Source organism: Carnobacterium viridans (genome assembly GCF_900102725.1).
GTDB lineage: Bacteria > Bacillota > Bacilli > Lactobacillales > Carnobacteriaceae > Carnobacterium_B > Carnobacterium_B viridans.
In genome coordinates this window covers 2,203,482-2,218,476 of sequence record NZ_FNJW01000008.1, presented here as the reverse complement: position 1 = coordinate 2,218,476, position 14,995 = coordinate 2,203,482, and the positions used below count along the sequence as shown (strand labels likewise).

The following is a 14,995-nucleotide window of genomic DNA, read 5'->3' as shown; positions in this document are numbered from 1 at the left end:
AACCACTATTATTCATTTAATACTCCTATCATAGCGCACTTAATTCAGATAGAAAAGAAAAAATATGAGAAATCAAAACAAAAAACCCTAAAAATTAAAAATAAAATACGAATGTACCAATTTTAGATGATACATCCGTTATCTTATTTTTTTTCATTTTTTAGTGTAGCATATGCTTCTTTTAAAACAGATTCTATCTCGACAGAATCAGCTAGGTCACCTTTTGTTTTGTCATTCCACTTTAAATGAGCTAAAAATTCAATGTTGCCTTCTCCACCTGTAATAGGAGAAAATGTTAAGTTTAATACATCGTATCCAATGTTTGTTGCAAATGAAAGCATGTCTGTCAAAACTTGCTCATGAACTTGTTTATCACTGACGATACCTTTTTCACCAACATCTTCACGATGTGCCTCAAATTGAGGTTTAATCAAAGCCAATACATCTCCACCAGAAGCAATAATGTTCTTTAGCACGGGGAGAATTACGCGTAAAGAAATAAATGAAACATCAATAGAAGACAAATTGGGTCTCCCATTTGAAAAATCTTCTGGCTTGCAATACCTAAAGTTCGTTTGTTCCATCACTACGACTCTTGGATCTTGGCGTAGTTTCCAGGCTAGTTGGTTCGTCCCTACATCTAATGCATAACTCAATTTAGCTCCGTTTTGTAAAGCAGCATCGGTAAATCCTCCAGTAGAAGAACCGATATCTAGCATAATTTTGTCTTTAATCGTCACATCAAAAACATTCATCGCCTTTTCTAATTTAAACCCACCTCGACTGACATAACGAGAGTGTTTTCCTTTTAAATGAAGTTTCGTCTCAGAAGGAATTTTTTCTCCAGCAGTATCGATCCGCTCTTCTTTTTCTGTATATACTTGACCAGCCATAATGATACTTTTAGCTTTTTCAATAGACTCTACTAGGCCTTGTTCGACTAAGAGGATATCTACTCGTTCTTTTTTCATGTGACGGTTCCCACCTTTTTAATCGATCACCAAAAGATCAATAATTTCTACCAATAAATTAATTTGAACCGGTCTAGCTGAATCTCGACTAATTTGTTCCACAGTCAGTAAGTTTAATTTTGCAGTTGTTAGCTCTTGGTTCAAAGCTTTTTTAGCTCCTTCAAGTGTTAACAAACCTGGATAAGTGCTCTTATTGTGAGCTGCATCCATTCCAGTGTTTTTGCCGATTTCTTCTACATTTCCGATCACATCTAAAATGTCATCGCGAATTTGATAAGCTAATCCGATATGCTCAGCATACCCCATCAATTGTTCTTCAACTTCTTTTGCTGCGTCAACAATCACACATGCGGCGTAAATAGGAAATTTTAACAATTCACCGGTCTTGTTCCGATGAATAAATTGCAATTCTTCCAAACTTAAGTCTTTCGTTTCACCTTGGATATCCGCCATTTGCCCCAAGATCATACCTTCTGGGCCTGCAGATTTTGCTAATGCTAGAATTAATTTCACTTTTTTTTCTGGTGAAGCATCTGATGCAGCAATAATTTCAAAAGCTTGTGTTAACAAAGCATCACCGGCTAAAATTGCTGTATCTTCACCATAAACAATATGACTCGTCGGTTTTCCTCTACGCAAATCATCATTATCCATAGCTGGTAAATCATCATGAATTAAGGAATACGTATGGATAAACTCTAAAGCAGCACTTACGGCATACCCTTTTCTACTATCGCCTCCCAACGATTGAATCGTTGCTAAAAGAAGCAAAGGTCGAATTCTTTTTCCGCCAGCTTCTAAAGAATAAACCATGGCTTCATGTAATGATTCCTTTTCAGTACCATTCTCCCTAATGTATCCAAGCATCTCCTCTTCAAATGATGGAATCACATTATCTTTAAATGACTTTAAATTCATATCGACCCTCTTTTCTTAATTACTTTCACTTTCATCTTCAAATAATTTTTCTTTACCGTTTTCATCGACTATTTTCGTTAAAGTTTGTTCTGCATTTTGTAAGGCTTCCTTACAAAATTTACTTAAACTAACGCCTTTTTGAAATTGATCCAACGCTTCTTCTAATGGAACATCTCCACGTTCCAAGTTTGTTACGATTTCTTCTAATTGCTGCATAGCTTCTTCAAATTTCAAATTCTTTGCTGTACTCATTTAGATTCCTCTTCTTTCTTTATGACTTTTGCCTCAAAACTTCCTTTGTGCAAATGAATGTGAATCTTGTCTTCTGCTTCAACTTGCTTACTATCTTTAATAACTTTTCCATCTTTTGTTGCATAACTATAGCCACGATTCATAATTTTTAAAGGGCTTAAATAATCCAGCGATTGAACAGCATATTGAAAACGTTTAGTCTGATTTTCCATATACCATTCCATTTGAGTCGTCAATTGCCTATTCATAACACTTAAATCACTACGCTTTTGTTTAACTAACTGTGTCGGATTTTGAGCGTTTAACTGAAGCAGATGAACATTAAGATCGTTTTTTAATTGTTGATTTTTTTCTTCCATTGCTCGAATAAGCCTTTCAGTCAGCAAATCTAACTTTTGAGCATACCCTTCATATAACCGCTGCGGTTGATTAAAAATATAAGAATTTAACTGGCTCGTTAACCGTTGATTTAATATTTCCACTTTTCGCGCATAGCTTTGAACAAGCCGCAATTTTAATTGTTCAATTTTGATCAATTCATCCGACAATAAAGGAACAGAAATCTCTGCTGCTGCCGTTGGAGTTGCAGCACGTACATCTGCCACTAAATCAGCAATGGTCGTATCTGTTTCATGCCCTACAGAAGAAATGATCGGTGTTTGTGCTTCAAATATCGCACGTGCAACTTTTTCCTCATTGAAAGGCCACAGATCTTCAATCGAGCCTCCACCACGTGCCAGGATCATTGTGTCAAAATCACCTTTTTCCTCTATCATGCGGATACTTGATACAATTGCATCTGCCGCTTTATTTCCTTGTACAAGAGTAGGATAAATAACCAATTGAACAATGGGAAATCGTCTCTTTATCGTAGTCATAATATCTCTTATAACTGCACCGCTTGGGCTCGTTACTACTGCAATTCGTTTAGGAAACGTAGGAATCAATTGTTTTGGTGCATCAAAAATTCCTTCGTTTTTTAATTTTTTCTTCATTTCTTCTAAAGCTTGGTAGAGAGCACCCACTCCATCTGGCTCCATATGTTCAATCGTTATTTGATAATTTCCGCTTGCTTCATATAACGAAATCCGTCCAATAACTAATACTTTCATTCCTTCTTCAGGAGTGAATTTGAGCTTTTGGAAAGCTGCTTTAAACATAATTGCAGAAATCTTGGCATGATCATCTTTTAAACTAAAATATTGATGGGCATTTGCCCTATTTCGAAAGTTAGAAATTTCTCCTGTCAAATAAATTCGTTCTAAATAAGGATCTCGTTCAAATTTTCGTTTAATGTATTTAGTCAATGCAGTGACCGTCAAGTAATCATTTGACAATGTATTCTCTCCTTTTAGCAGCATTGCATAAATTGAAAACAGCTCTTTATTTGTTATTTTTATTTTTATCGTTAACTCTGGCTTATTCTCATCTTTTTTCAAGAACAATTTTTATGCCTTACATTTTTTTTGATAATGCACTAATCTTTTTTGCACTTTCAATCGTTTGATAAAGCAACATAGTGATAGTCATGGGTCCTACACCTTTAGGAACAGGAGTTAAATAACCTGCAACCTCAGCTACCTCGTCACTTTTAACATCACCGATTAATTTCCCATTTTTATCACGGTTCATTCCTACATCTATTACTGCAGCACCTGGCTTGATAAACTCTTTTGTTACAAAATGTCCTCTACCGATTGCTACAACTAAAATATCAGCTGTACGGGCTAGTGCAGCTAAATCTTTTGTTCTAGAATGAGCAATAGTTACGGTTGCATTCTTCATCATTAATAATTGAGCCATCGGTTTTCCAACAATATTGCTGCGTCCTATCATCACCGCAGTTTTGCCATCAATATCTACCTGATAACGTTCCAATAGTTTTATAATGCCATAGGGTGTACACGGTATCTTATCTGGTTGCCCTATTAGTAATTTCCCCATATTTATAGGATGGAAACCATCCACATCTTTTACCGAGTCAATTGCATTTACTACTTTATCTGAATCAATCTGTTTTGGTAATGGCAATTGCACTAATATGCCATGAAAGGCTGGATCTTCATTATAGTGATTGACTTCATTTAATAATTCTTCTTCAGTTATATCTACTGGATAGTGCCTAATGAGCGAATGAAAGCCTAATGCTTTTGCACGTTTTTCTTTATTTTTTACATACGTTTGACTTGCAGAATCTTCACCAACTAATAATACAACTAAACCAGGAGTAACTCCCTTTTTCTTAAGTTGATTGACATCATTTTGCATTTCAATCGTCATTTCATCGGCCAATGTTTTACCACTCATGATTATTGCGCTCATAAAGAATCCCATCCTTTTCTTCTCAATTAAACTTTACCCTGTCTATCTTATCATAAGAATTAGCTCAATTACACCCTCAAATCAGTCTCGTGAAACTTTTACAAACTGTAACTTAAGCAAAAAAACAATGAAAACAAAGCTTATTCAGCTTCATCTTCACTGTTCTCATTTACTATGTTTGCTAAAACACCATTAACAAATTTTCTAGATTTTTCATCACTGTACTTTTTGGTAATTTCTAGTGCTTCATTCAATGCAACTCTGTCTGGCACATCTGAAACATACATCATCTCAAAGATTGCGATTCGAATAATCATTAAATCTGTTTTAGCAAGACGATTTAGGGACCAATTCTCTAAGTGAGCTTTAATTCTTTTATCGATTTCATCTTGTTTTTCCATTACACCTGATACAAGTAAGTCTAAATAACTTGGTACCAGAACTGTTTCAACTTCATCAGCTAACTCATCTTCACTAGTTAATGCTTGTTGCATAGCTTCTTCTTTCGATAAATCTTCATTAGCAGAAAGTTGAAAAAGTGATTGTAAGGCTTTTTCTCTAATATCACGTCGTGTTAAACTCACTATTCGTCACCATCTTCTTCTTGATCAAGATCTAATAATTCTTGTAATTCTGTTTTTTCTGGAATAATTCCTACAATATGAACATTTACTTCAGCTAATGTTATATCTGTCATCTGCAACAATTGTTCTCTTACTTTTTCTTGAATTTCTAAAGCAACTTTTGGTACCGATACACCATAAATAAAGTAGCAATAAATATCTACCTTCAAGCCTTCTTCATCGGATGTTAAATGGACACCTTTTTTGTGGTCTACTCGACCAAATAATTCAGAAACACCAGAAGCAAGTTTTCCTTGCATTGCATAGACTCCATCTACCTTGCTTGCAGCAATACCAGAAATCACTTCAATTACCTCAGGAGCTACTTCAATTTCTCCAAGTGTACCTTTAGTATCATTTATTGCAACTGTCGATTCTTCAGCCATTTGGCAAACCTCCTATATTTACTAATTTCATTTTAATTTCAACTGATTATGCACGAGAAACGTAAGAACCATCTTGAGTATTAACAATCAACACATCATCCACATTGATAAAGAAAGGGACATTTACTGATGTTCCTGTTTCTAAAATTGCTGGTTTTGTTCCACCTGAAGAAGTATCCCCACGAATACCAGGTTCAGTTTCAGCTACACGCAATTGAACTGTATTTGGCAATTCAACACCTAATACTTCTGTATCATACATTAAAATGTGAACTTCCATATTTTCTTTCAAATATTTTAATTCTTCAACAATAGAATCACCTGGTATTTCTATTTGTTCATATGACTCATTATCCATAAATACATATGCGCCAGCACTTTCATATAAATATTGCATTTTTTTATTATCGATTTGAGCTTTTGCTACTTTTTCTCCTGCACGGAAAGTTTTTTCTTGTACTGCACCAGAACGTAAATTTTTAAGTTTTGAACGTACAAAAGCAGCACCTTTACCTGGTTTTACATGTTGAAAATCCACAACACGCCAAATTGAACCGTCAACTTCTATCGTTAATCCTGTTTTAAAATCATTTACTGAAATCATTTAATTTCCTCCTATGAGTCCGTTCCTATTTTTCTGTATAAGTGTATCATTTTTTCAGTGTTCTGCCTAATAAATTGTCAATTTTAATCACGTTATAATATGATAAGTTCTTTTGGAGAGTGAGTGATGACCTCATTTCCATTTTTAGTAATTACTAAATCATCTTCAATTCTTACCCCACCAAAGCCTGGCAAATAAATTCCGGGTTCATTGGTAATGACATTCCTAGGTACAAACCTTTTTTCTGCTAACTTAGAAACGTTTGGTCCTTCATGAATTTCTAATCCAATACCATGTCCTGTTGAATGGCCAAAAGCCTCTCCATAACCATATTTAGCAATATGATCGCGGGCAACAGCATCTAATTGAACACCAGTCATTCCCGGTTTAGCTGCATCAATAACTTTCAGTTGAGCTTCTAACGTAATAGCATAAATCTCTTTTAACTTTTCGCTTGGTTCACCTACTGCAATTGTTCTTGTCATATCTGAAACATATCCTTCATAGTAACAACCAAAATCCATTGTTACAAAATCGCCTGTTTCAATCTTCTTGTGACTTGCTACCCCATGAGGCATGGCTGAACGAATGCCACTAGCAACAATCGTTTCAAATGAAACCCCCGTTGCGCCTAGACCTCGCATATGAAAATCTAATAAATTAGCTACTTCAATTTCGGTCATTCCAGGTTTGATTTCTCCCAAAATAAACTTGAATGCTGCGTCAGAAATAGAACAAGCTTTTTTAATAGTTTCAATTTCCGTTTCACTTTTAACTTCTCTAAGCTCTTCAATCAATCCTTTTACTGGGATCAATTCACTTGAAATAATTTGTTCTAGTAATTCAAATGTACTAAACGTAATAAAATCCTGTTCAAACCCTAACTTTTCAATCTTATTTTCGTCTACTAATCTTGCTACCTCATTAAAAATTGGGCCCACGTTAGTAACAATTTCAAATCCTACTGCTTGAGTTGCTACTTGTTCAGTATATCTAAAATCCGTTACAAAAAAAGCTTTATCCAGTGTAATCAAGCTTAAACCTGTTGTGCCTGTAAAGTTGGAAACATAACGCAAATTATAAGGACTAGTTACTAATAATGCATCAATTCCGTTTTTTTTCATTCCTTCACGTAATTTAATTAATTTAGTCATTATTTCTCACTCCTTTTATCTATATCTAATTGATTGGTTGAATTAGCCACTTCTATTCAAATAGTATATCAAATACGACCACAAAAAGAAATAACCTCATCTAAGCTTGCAATGAGGTTACTTCGCCTTCTTCTGTAAGTTACTTTTTATTAGGTAAAGTGGGAGTTGCTTCTTTATCTTGTTTGATTTTTAGTTCTTCCGTTATCCTTGGAGTTAATTCGACTTCTAGCTGCTTTGAAAATACATCTTTAAGCGTTCCAGTTAAGATAAACACATTTGCTTCTTTTCGTTGAATAGTCACTATTCCATTAGGAAATGTAACGATTCCTTTTTGAATTTCTTTGTCTAATTCATATTGACTATTGAGTTCCATCTTAGCTAAAATCAGCATACTTTCTACTTCATAATAGTGTTTCGTCATTCTTAACTGATTCATTTGATTCTCAAACACTCTATTCGTACCTAAAATCATGATACTCATTAATAAAAGAAATACCATTACAGATGGCAATACAGCACCTTTTTCATTCATCTTGAATACCCGCTGCATTATGTTCAATACCTAATTGCGCATGATAGGTCTCTTGATTTGAAAAAGTTACAGTTATCTCTAAAAATGATTTTTTTTCAACAAAGTTAATTGATTTGACTTTCATCAACATAGGTTGATGACCTCCCGCCCCCGTTCGACGTCTAACTAGATTCTCATACTTTTCATAATAAATCATCTCTTTAAATTGGCCTTTATCATCCAGTAACTTAAACTGCAATTCATTAGGTTTTGTGTTGACCAAAACAAGTCCTTCTAAACTATACTCAAATTGATTTAAGAACATATGCCATTCTAGCTGTCGATCTTCGAAAGTTTGTTTACGAATAGTTTTATATTGAGTTGTAACAACATTTAATAGAACAATACAAAGGACCAAAATAAATAGTGCTACTAATGCTTCTATCAATGTAAATCCTTTTTGATCAAGGGATGGACGTTTGAAACGAGCGGACTTCAATGAAAATTTCTTCGTTTTCATAAGTTATCCGTACCCCTTTTCGACTATTATCTATTAGAGGATTAATGGTATAAATCTTTCCTCCTGTTTTCCAAGTAGAATCTACTGCTTGATGCTGTTCAATTTTTTGGATTTGTTCATACTGTATACGGTGCATTTCAACGGTCGTTTTTTCTGTGTCTATTTTTTTTAGCATGCCTACAATGAACGGAATATAACTAGCGATGCACAAACTCACTAAAGAAAAAGCTACTAAACTTTCAATCAACAAATACCCTTTTTGGTTTAGTTTCTTACTGCCACTTATATCGTCCACTCCCTAACTGAAAAGTCATTGTGTGTCTTTGTTGGTTAATAAAAAAAACCAATGTATCAAAATTTCTTAAGTTCCCAGTATAGCCATTAAAATAATACGTTTTATACGTAGGGGTCGTGATCGTTTCTGGTAAATAAATCAGCTGATTTAATGCGTTCTTCTCATCTCCAATAACTTTAAATTGAACTGTCTTATATTGAGAAGACACAGTCATCATGGTTACTTGTCCAGATAAAACAGCATAATTTTGAATAGCTGTCATATGACTTTGAAATTCTTCAATAAAAAGCTGATTTTCTAATTGGTTTTTAGTTTGTTTGGTATAAATAGTTGGAATCAAGACTAAAACTGTCGCAATGAATAAAACAAGAAGCATCTCAAAAAGCATCATCCCTTTTTCATTTAGAGGTTTCATTCTCTTTTGCTTGAGCTTACGATACCATTTGTAATAGTAATAGATTTTGCGGTAGCTTGTTTCACTTGTTTAGCAGATAAATAGCCTTGCTGCTGTAATGAATCTAAGGAAACAGCCTCTTGTTGACCATCTAATTCATAAAGTTCTACTTGTGTTTGGATAACAGTCACCAAGGCTTCTGTTCCTTGAACATCAATAGAGTCTTTTTGTTTCACTATATTTGGAACAATAAGGAGCATCAATACTGAAATAATAAATAAAACCATTACCATTTCAATAAGTGTAAATCCTTTTTGATTCAGCATTTTTTTCTTCTTCATAAGATTCCCTCCATCATAGAAAACGTTGGCAATAATAAAGCTAAATAAACACACATAATAAAAAACGCAATAATTAAAAAGATAATCGGTTGGATGTAACCAAGCAACTTTTGGATTTGCACTGTTAATCTTAATTGACAATCTTGGGCATACACAGCTAATTCAATTCCTAATCGGCTGGTCGCTTCGCCATGTATGATGATAAACCCTAATTCACGATTAAAAAAATTAAAGCTGCTCATCGATTCTTTGAAATCTTGACCCGTTCTCAGCTCCTCTTCCATCTTGCAAGCTACTTCTTGCATCAGTTGAGTTGTTTCCTTCGTCTGCATTAATTCAATGATTTTATTCATTTGATGGCCGCTTTTTAATAATTGGCTCCATTCATAACTAAATAAATTTGTGTAGTATAGTCTTAATAGTGTTGAAAGAATCGGAATTTTCATAAAAAAAACAGTACGCTGAAGGGCAGTTTGTTTTCCCAATTGATGACGAATCACTAAAATCATTAGACAAACCACCACTGAAAAAACACCCAAAAAGGTTGGGAAATAATAAATAAATTTTATTGAAAATGTATTAATAATAGATTCCTGACTCCCGTTCATTTGTTCATAATTAGGTAAGATCATAAAACGAATAGCCATTAAAATACCAATCATAAACAGCAATAAAAAAATAGGATACTGTAACAATTTAGTTAATTGACTTCGCTGCTTCTCTTTTTCTTCTAAGTAGTTTCCACTGGCTGCCAATGCTTCTGTCAGATTTCCATGGATAAAAGATAAATAAATCTGAGAAGAGATGCGTTCAGAAAATCCGTGTTTTTTTAAACTATTATCAAACCGTTCTCCATTTTCTAATTCTTCAAGAATCGATTGAATCCATTGGTCTTCTTGTGGTAAAATCATTTTTAAAAATAACAGAGCCTCTTTTAAAGAGAATCCTTGAGTCATCAGTGTAGAAAGTTTATTTAAAAATGCTGCCTGTACAGCTAAAGATTTTCTTTTAAGGAATCTGGAATTGAATATAATTTTTTTCGCTGATATAGCCATATGCGTACGCCTTTCTTAGCAATAAGTTAAACGACCTTGTAAGTTTTTCTTGAATCTCTTCTTCTGAGTGTGTTTGAGAGAGAAATTGCTTGAGTTCTTTTCTCGATAAAACATCATATAAAATGGCTCTTTTTTCATATAAATTATTGTGCGCACATGCAGGGTCACAGTCTCCCTTACAAAATGGGCAATATTTTGGGATTAACTTTTGAAATACTACACCAAGCAATGTTTGTTTTAATTGTTCTTGTGTTACACCTAGTTCTAGCAGACGAGAAACAACCCCTACAGTATTCTTAGCATGAACACTTGCGATTATCAGATGTCCGGTTAGAGCTCCTCTAATCACCATTTTCGCTGTTTCTTCATCTCTTATTTCACCTATAATAATGGTATCCGGATGGTGGCGTAAACTAGACTTTAAAAGGGTCTCATAAGTAATTCCAGCTTTTTCATTCACTTGTGTTTGTAAAAATAACGGTTCTTCAATTTCTACTGGATCCTCGACCGTAATGACTTGTTGTTTACTTACCAAATAGCTTTCACGAACAAGTTGATACATCGTTGTTGTTTTTCCCGATCCAACCGGTCCGGAAAAAATCAGCAATCCACTATTAAACTGAGCCAATTGCTCAATCATCTGTACTTCTTTTTTAAAGTAAGTTGTTTTCAATAACGATAAATGAGCAGCTGAATTTAAAATTCTGATTACCATCGATTCTTGAGCTCGGAAATTAGTGATCGTTGAAAATCGTAAGGCTATAGCCTTTCCATTTATTAGCAGTTGTGAAGCTCCACTTTGAGGTTTTCTTCGCTCTCCTACATCCATATTGGATAAATATTTAAAATATGAGATAACTCGTTTTCCATTTTCTTCGGGTACACTATTCCAAAAACTCATTTTCCCGCCAATTCGAAAATACAAACTGTAATGATTTTCCTCAGGTAAAATATGAATATCGCTAGTTCCTACTTCTTGAGCTTTTACAATACTATATTGAGCAAACTCTTCAATTTCCATTTTTGGTCCTCCTCTCTCTTTATTTCTTTTAATGATCTTAGTTTAAATGTATGTAAATACTAATGGATTTCGTTATTTTTTCAGCTATTTCAAAAACATTTTGTATTATTAATGTGAGCTTGGTAAAATAAATAAAAAAATTAGCAATGTAAGTCCACAAAAGGGATTTACATTACTAATTTTTTATTTTAATCAGAACTATTTTTAATTAGTCGTTTATAATTCAGCGTTGTGAAAAACCTCTGATACGTCGTCATCTTCTTCAAGTTTATCGATCATTTGATTAAATAAAGCTTTTTTATCTTCTGGCAACTGAACCGTTGTTTGCGGAATCATGGTTACTTCAGCTTGCGCTAATGTGTAACCTTCTTTTTCTAAAGCGTCTCGCACATCTGGTAAATCAGAGGGATCAGTGTAAATTTCAAATACTTCATCTGACGTTTCCATTTCATCTCCGCCAGCCTCTAAAACGCTCATTAGCATCGTATCTTCATCTACATCTAATCCTTCACGTTCAATTGCGATATATCCTTTTCGATCGAACATATAACTAACAGACCCTTTTTCGCCTAATGAACCACCATTTTTATTAAAAGCTACACGAATATTTGTTCCAGTACGGTTTAAATTATCTGTCAACGTATGTACCAGAACAGCAGTCCCTTTTGGTCCATAACCTTCATAGATAACTTCATCATAGTTTTCATTTTCTCCCGTTGCGCTACCTTTTTTTATGGCACGTTCAACATTATCATTTGGCATATTATTAGACTTAGCCTTGTCCATCACCATACGTAATGAAGGGTTTGTGTTTGGATCAGGCCCACCACTTTTTACAGCCATGTATATTTCTCTTGATATTTTTTGGAATATTTTTCCACGTTTTGCATCTTGAGCATTTTTACGCCCCTGGATATTACTCCATTTTGAATGTCCTGACACTCCAAACTCCCCATTTCATAGTATAAGTGTATTAAGCTAGAATAAATAGCCTTACTTATTTTATCAAAAATCCTGTTATAGAGCAACTATTCGTATGTATTCGTTACCACTTGGATTTTTTAAATGATTGTTTAGTCTGTTTCTTTTTAAAAATAAACAAAAAAAATACCAAGGCTAAAAGAATACTTGTAAGAGCACCTGTTGCGTCTAAAATAACATCTTCCATCAATGGTGTTCGATCTGGCGTAATGCTTTGATGGAATTCATCAAATGCGGCATAACCAGATGCTAATAACCATGCTACAAAAGCTGCTAAGCCAATGCTCGTCATTTTATTTTTTAATCCTAAAAACCAGCATAATCCTAATAAAAAATAAATTCCAAAATGAGCTAGTTTTCGAATAAAAAATTCTACAAATGAACTGTATCCTTGTGCGGCAATACTCACTTCACCACCTGCATAATTAAAATGAATATGACTTAATACATCTTTCAATGGTTCTTTAGCTAATAAGGTATCCAATACACCTGTTAACGATTGTTCTCCGTATGGCTGAGAAGAACTATAAAATAATCCAGCCATAATTATCAATGCAAGTGCAATAAAAAGATTGTCTTTTAAAGTAAATCGCATCCTTATTTTCCTTCTTTCTAATTTTTAATTTTTTCATCCATCATCATGTTAGCTGTTTCTATTTTACATGAACTGAAATCGATTTTGGTAGTTATTTTCAAGACACTTTATAAAAATTGGCTACTTTAATTTATTGTTGGTTTTAAAACTACTGTAAACTAGAGTATAATAACTATATTCAGAATTCGAAAGGATGTTACGATATGAAATATAGTATGAAATGGGATCTTGAATCTATTTTCCCAGGCGGCAGCAATTCACCTCAATTAAAAGAAAAGTTAGATGCCATTCGAGGTCAGTTAGATAAGTTAACTCGACTGGTTACCAACTGGGATGCAGAAAAAGACAGCCCAACATTTAAAAATTTGGCTGATATCTTACTAGTTCAAGAAGAACTGTCAAAGGGACTTTCGCAAGTTTTCACCTTTATAGAAGCGATACAATCTGCAGATGTATCGGATAAACAAGCAGGTACTATTTCAGGACAAATCTTTGAACTAAATAGTACTTTTAGTACTCTTCAAACCATTTTGACGAAAAAAATGGTTGCTATGCCGGATGATAAATGGAATGAATTGATTGAATTGCCTGCTTTTAAAGCAATAGACTTTAGTCTAAACGAAACACGTACACAAGGCAAAGAATTGCTAAGCGAAGCTGAAGAAGCTTTGATTAATACGCTGTCTATTGATGGTTTTCAAGGATGGAGCGACCACTACGACTCATTAGTCGCAACAATTGAAATTCCTTTTGAGGACAGCGAAGGACAAGTTCACCTTTTATCTGCCGGACAAGCTTATAATAAAATGAATACCGATCCTGACAATGGTGTTCGTGAACAACTATTCAAAAAATGGGAAGAAACATGGAAAAATATGGCTCCTTTATTTAGCGATACATTAAATCATTTAGCAGGATTTCGCTTAGCTGATTATAAAGCTCATGGTGTGAAAGATTTCTTGAAACGTCCATTAGAATACAATCGAATGAAGCAAGAAACGTTAGATACGATGTGGAAAGCAGTTAGCGAGCAAAAGCAACCCTTTATTGATTATTTAAATCGAAAAGCTCAATTACTTGGAAAAGATAAGTTGTCTTGGCAAGATACGGAAGCACCCGTAATCATTGGAGACGCAACAGCTAAAGTTTACCCATATGATGATGGGGCTGATTTTATCGTTGAAAATTTCCGGAAATTCAGTGGGAAAATGGCTGACTTTGCTCAGTATGCTTTTGATCACAATTGGATTGAAGCCGAAGATCGTAGCGGAAAAAGACCTGGTGGTTACTGTTCAGAACTGCCGGAAAGTAAAGAATCTCGTATATTCATGACCTATGCTGAATCGCCTAGTGAAGTCTCTACTTTAGCACACGAATTGGGACATGCTTTTCATAGCCACGTGATGACTGATTTGCCAACACTTAACCAGCAATATGCCATGAATGTTGCTGAGACAGCGAGTACCTTTGCAGAAATGATTGTAGCTGATGCCACCGTTAAAGAAGCTGCTTCAAAAGAAGAAAAAATCACTTTGTTAGATACTAAAATTCAGAACGCCTTAGCCATGTTTTTAAACATCCATGCTCGCTTCTTATTTGAAACCAGCTTTTATAATGAACGTCAAAGTGGAGTCGTTACAGATGAACGACTTAGCGAATTGATGGAAGAAGCGCAAAAAGAGGCTTACCAAGACTCATTAAGTGACTACCATCCTCACTTTTGGGCTAGTAAACTTCATTTTTTCATTGCTGATGTTCCTTTTTATAATTTTCCATATACATTTGGTTACTTATTTAGTTTAGGAATCTACGCTCGTTCATTAGAAGAAGGAGCTGATTTTGAAGATAAATACATTGATTTATTAAGAGATACAGCTTCTATGTCTACTGAGGACCTAGCTATGAAACATTTAGCTGCAGACCTAACAAAATCTGATTTCTGGGAAGCTGGTATTGCTATCATGAAAACTGATGTTTCTACTTTTATGGAATTAACACAAGAATACATTAAATAAAAGGAAAGAACTACGACAATCATTTAAATGACTGTCG

Annotated in this window: 19 protein-coding genes; 1 reads left to right on the top strand and 18 read right to left on the bottom strand. The window is 34.3% G+C overall.

Going from position 1 to position 14,995, the window contains the following annotated elements; translation table 11 throughout:
• Positions 1-143 precede the first annotated feature (143 nt).
• The 18 genes from BLT48_RS12175 to BLT48_RS12090 all read right to left on the bottom strand — a co-directional run bounded on the left by BLT48_RS12175 (position 144) and on the right by BLT48_RS12090 (position 12,943).
• A complete protein-coding gene (locus tag BLT48_RS12175; protein WP_035021872.1) occupies positions 144-971 on the bottom strand; it encodes a TlyA family RNA methyltransferase in 828 nt (275 codons plus the stop codon).
• Between the two features lie 18 nt (positions 972-989).
• Positions 990-1,889, bottom strand: a complete 900-nt coding sequence (locus tag BLT48_RS12170; RefSeq protein WP_035021870.1) for a polyprenyl synthetase family protein — start codon at positions 1,887-1,889, stop codon at positions 990-992.
• A 15-nt stretch (positions 1,890-1,904) separates the two neighbouring features.
• Complete coding sequence (locus tag BLT48_RS12165) at positions 1,905-2,141, bottom strand: exodeoxyribonuclease VII small subunit (RefSeq protein ID WP_035021867.1); 237 nt, start codon at positions 2,139-2,141, stop codon at positions 1,905-1,907.
• A complete protein-coding gene (gene xseA, locus BLT48_RS12160; RefSeq protein ID WP_089978270.1) occupies positions 2,138-3,478 on the bottom strand; it encodes an exodeoxyribonuclease VII large subunit in 1,341 nt (446 codons plus the stop codon). The genes BLT48_RS12165 and xseA overlap by 4 nt, the downstream gene beginning before the upstream one ends.
• 118 nt (positions 3,479-3,596) lie before the next feature.
• A complete protein-coding gene (gene folD / locus BLT48_RS12155) occupies positions 3,597-4,463 on the bottom strand; it encodes a bifunctional methylenetetrahydrofolate dehydrogenase/methenyltetrahydrofolate cyclohydrolase FolD (RefSeq protein WP_035021862.1) in 867 nt (288 codons plus the stop codon).
• 140 nt (positions 4,464-4,603) lie between these two features.
• Positions 4,604-5,047 (bottom strand): transcription antitermination factor NusB, encoded by a 444-nt coding sequence (gene nusB / locus BLT48_RS12150; protein WP_089978267.1) that lies wholly within the window; start codon positions 5,045-5,047, stop codon positions 4,604-4,606.
• Complete coding sequence (locus tag BLT48_RS12145) at positions 5,047-5,472, bottom strand: Asp23/Gls24 family envelope stress response protein (RefSeq protein ID WP_035021856.1); 426 nt, start codon at positions 5,470-5,472, stop codon at positions 5,047-5,049. The genes nusB and BLT48_RS12145 overlap by 1 nt, the downstream gene beginning before the upstream one ends.
• Before the next feature lie 46 nt (positions 5,473-5,518).
• The gene (gene efp / locus BLT48_RS12140; RefSeq protein WP_035021853.1) at positions 5,519-6,076 is read right to left on the bottom strand and encodes an elongation factor P; all 558 of its coding nucleotides are present in this window, start codon (positions 6,074-6,076) and stop codon (positions 5,519-5,521) included.
• A gap of 92 nt (positions 6,077-6,168) precedes the next feature.
• Entirely contained in the window at positions 6,169-7,230 is a 1,062-nt protein-coding gene (locus BLT48_RS12135) for a M24 family metallopeptidase (RefSeq protein ID WP_035021851.1), read from the bottom strand.
• 139 nt (positions 7,231-7,369) lie between these two features.
• Complete coding sequence (locus BLT48_RS12130; protein ID WP_089978264.1) at positions 7,370-7,762, bottom strand: hypothetical protein; 393 nt, start codon at positions 7,760-7,762, stop codon at positions 7,370-7,372.
• On the bottom strand, positions 7,755-8,261 hold the full coding sequence (gene comGF, locus BLT48_RS12125; protein WP_176944128.1) for a competence type IV pilus minor pilin ComGF: 507 nt from the start codon (positions 8,259-8,261) through the stop codon (positions 7,755-7,757). The genes BLT48_RS12130 and comGF overlap by 8 nt, the downstream gene beginning before the upstream one ends.
• The gene (locus BLT48_RS12120) at positions 8,206-8,556 is read right to left on the bottom strand and encodes a hypothetical protein (RefSeq protein WP_035021845.1); all 351 of its coding nucleotides are present in this window, start codon (positions 8,554-8,556) and stop codon (positions 8,206-8,208) included. Before BLT48_RS12120 ends, comGF begins: the two co-directional genes overlap by 56 nt.
• Entirely contained in the window at positions 8,534-8,971 is a 438-nt protein-coding gene (comGD, locus tag BLT48_RS12115; RefSeq protein ID WP_035021843.1) for a competence type IV pilus minor pilin ComGD, read from the bottom strand. The genes BLT48_RS12120 and comGD overlap by 23 nt, the downstream gene beginning before the upstream one ends.
• The gene (gene comGC, locus BLT48_RS12110; RefSeq protein ID WP_035021840.1) at positions 8,968-9,291 is read right to left on the bottom strand and encodes a competence type IV pilus major pilin ComGC; all 324 of its coding nucleotides are present in this window, start codon (positions 9,289-9,291) and stop codon (positions 8,968-8,970) included. The genes comGD and comGC overlap by 4 nt, the downstream gene beginning before the upstream one ends.
• Positions 9,288-10,346: a competence type IV pilus assembly protein ComGB gene (gene comGB / locus BLT48_RS12105; protein ID WP_176944127.1), complete on the bottom strand. Its 1,059-nt coding sequence runs from the start codon at positions 10,344-10,346 to the stop codon at positions 9,288-9,290. The genes comGC and comGB overlap by 4 nt, the downstream gene beginning before the upstream one ends.
• Positions 10,300-11,367, bottom strand: coding sequence for a competence type IV pilus ATPase ComGA (gene comGA / locus BLT48_RS12100; protein ID WP_035021834.1), 1,068 nt, complete (start codon positions 11,365-11,367; stop codon positions 10,300-10,302). Before comGA ends, comGB begins: the two co-directional genes overlap by 47 nt.
• 216 nt (positions 11,368-11,583) lie before the next feature.
• Positions 11,584-12,309 carry a YebC/PmpR family DNA-binding transcriptional regulator gene (locus BLT48_RS12095; protein ID WP_035021796.1) on the bottom strand — a complete coding sequence of 242 codons (726 nt, stop codon included), beginning with the start codon at positions 12,307-12,309 and terminating at the stop codon, positions 11,584-11,586.
• 103 nt (positions 12,310-12,412) lie between these two features.
• On the bottom strand, positions 12,413-12,943 hold the full coding sequence (locus BLT48_RS12090) for a VanZ family protein (protein WP_035021794.1): 531 nt from the start codon (positions 12,941-12,943) through the stop codon (positions 12,413-12,415).
• 203 nt (positions 12,944-13,146) lie between these two features.
• Here BLT48_RS12090 and BLT48_RS12085 point away from each other — a divergent pair, with 203 nt between their 5' ends.
• Positions 13,147-14,958: a M3 family oligoendopeptidase gene (locus tag BLT48_RS12085; protein WP_089978262.1), complete on the top strand. Its 1,812-nt coding sequence runs from the start codon at positions 13,147-13,149 to the stop codon at positions 14,956-14,958.
• Positions 14,959-14,995 lie beyond the last annotated feature (37 nt).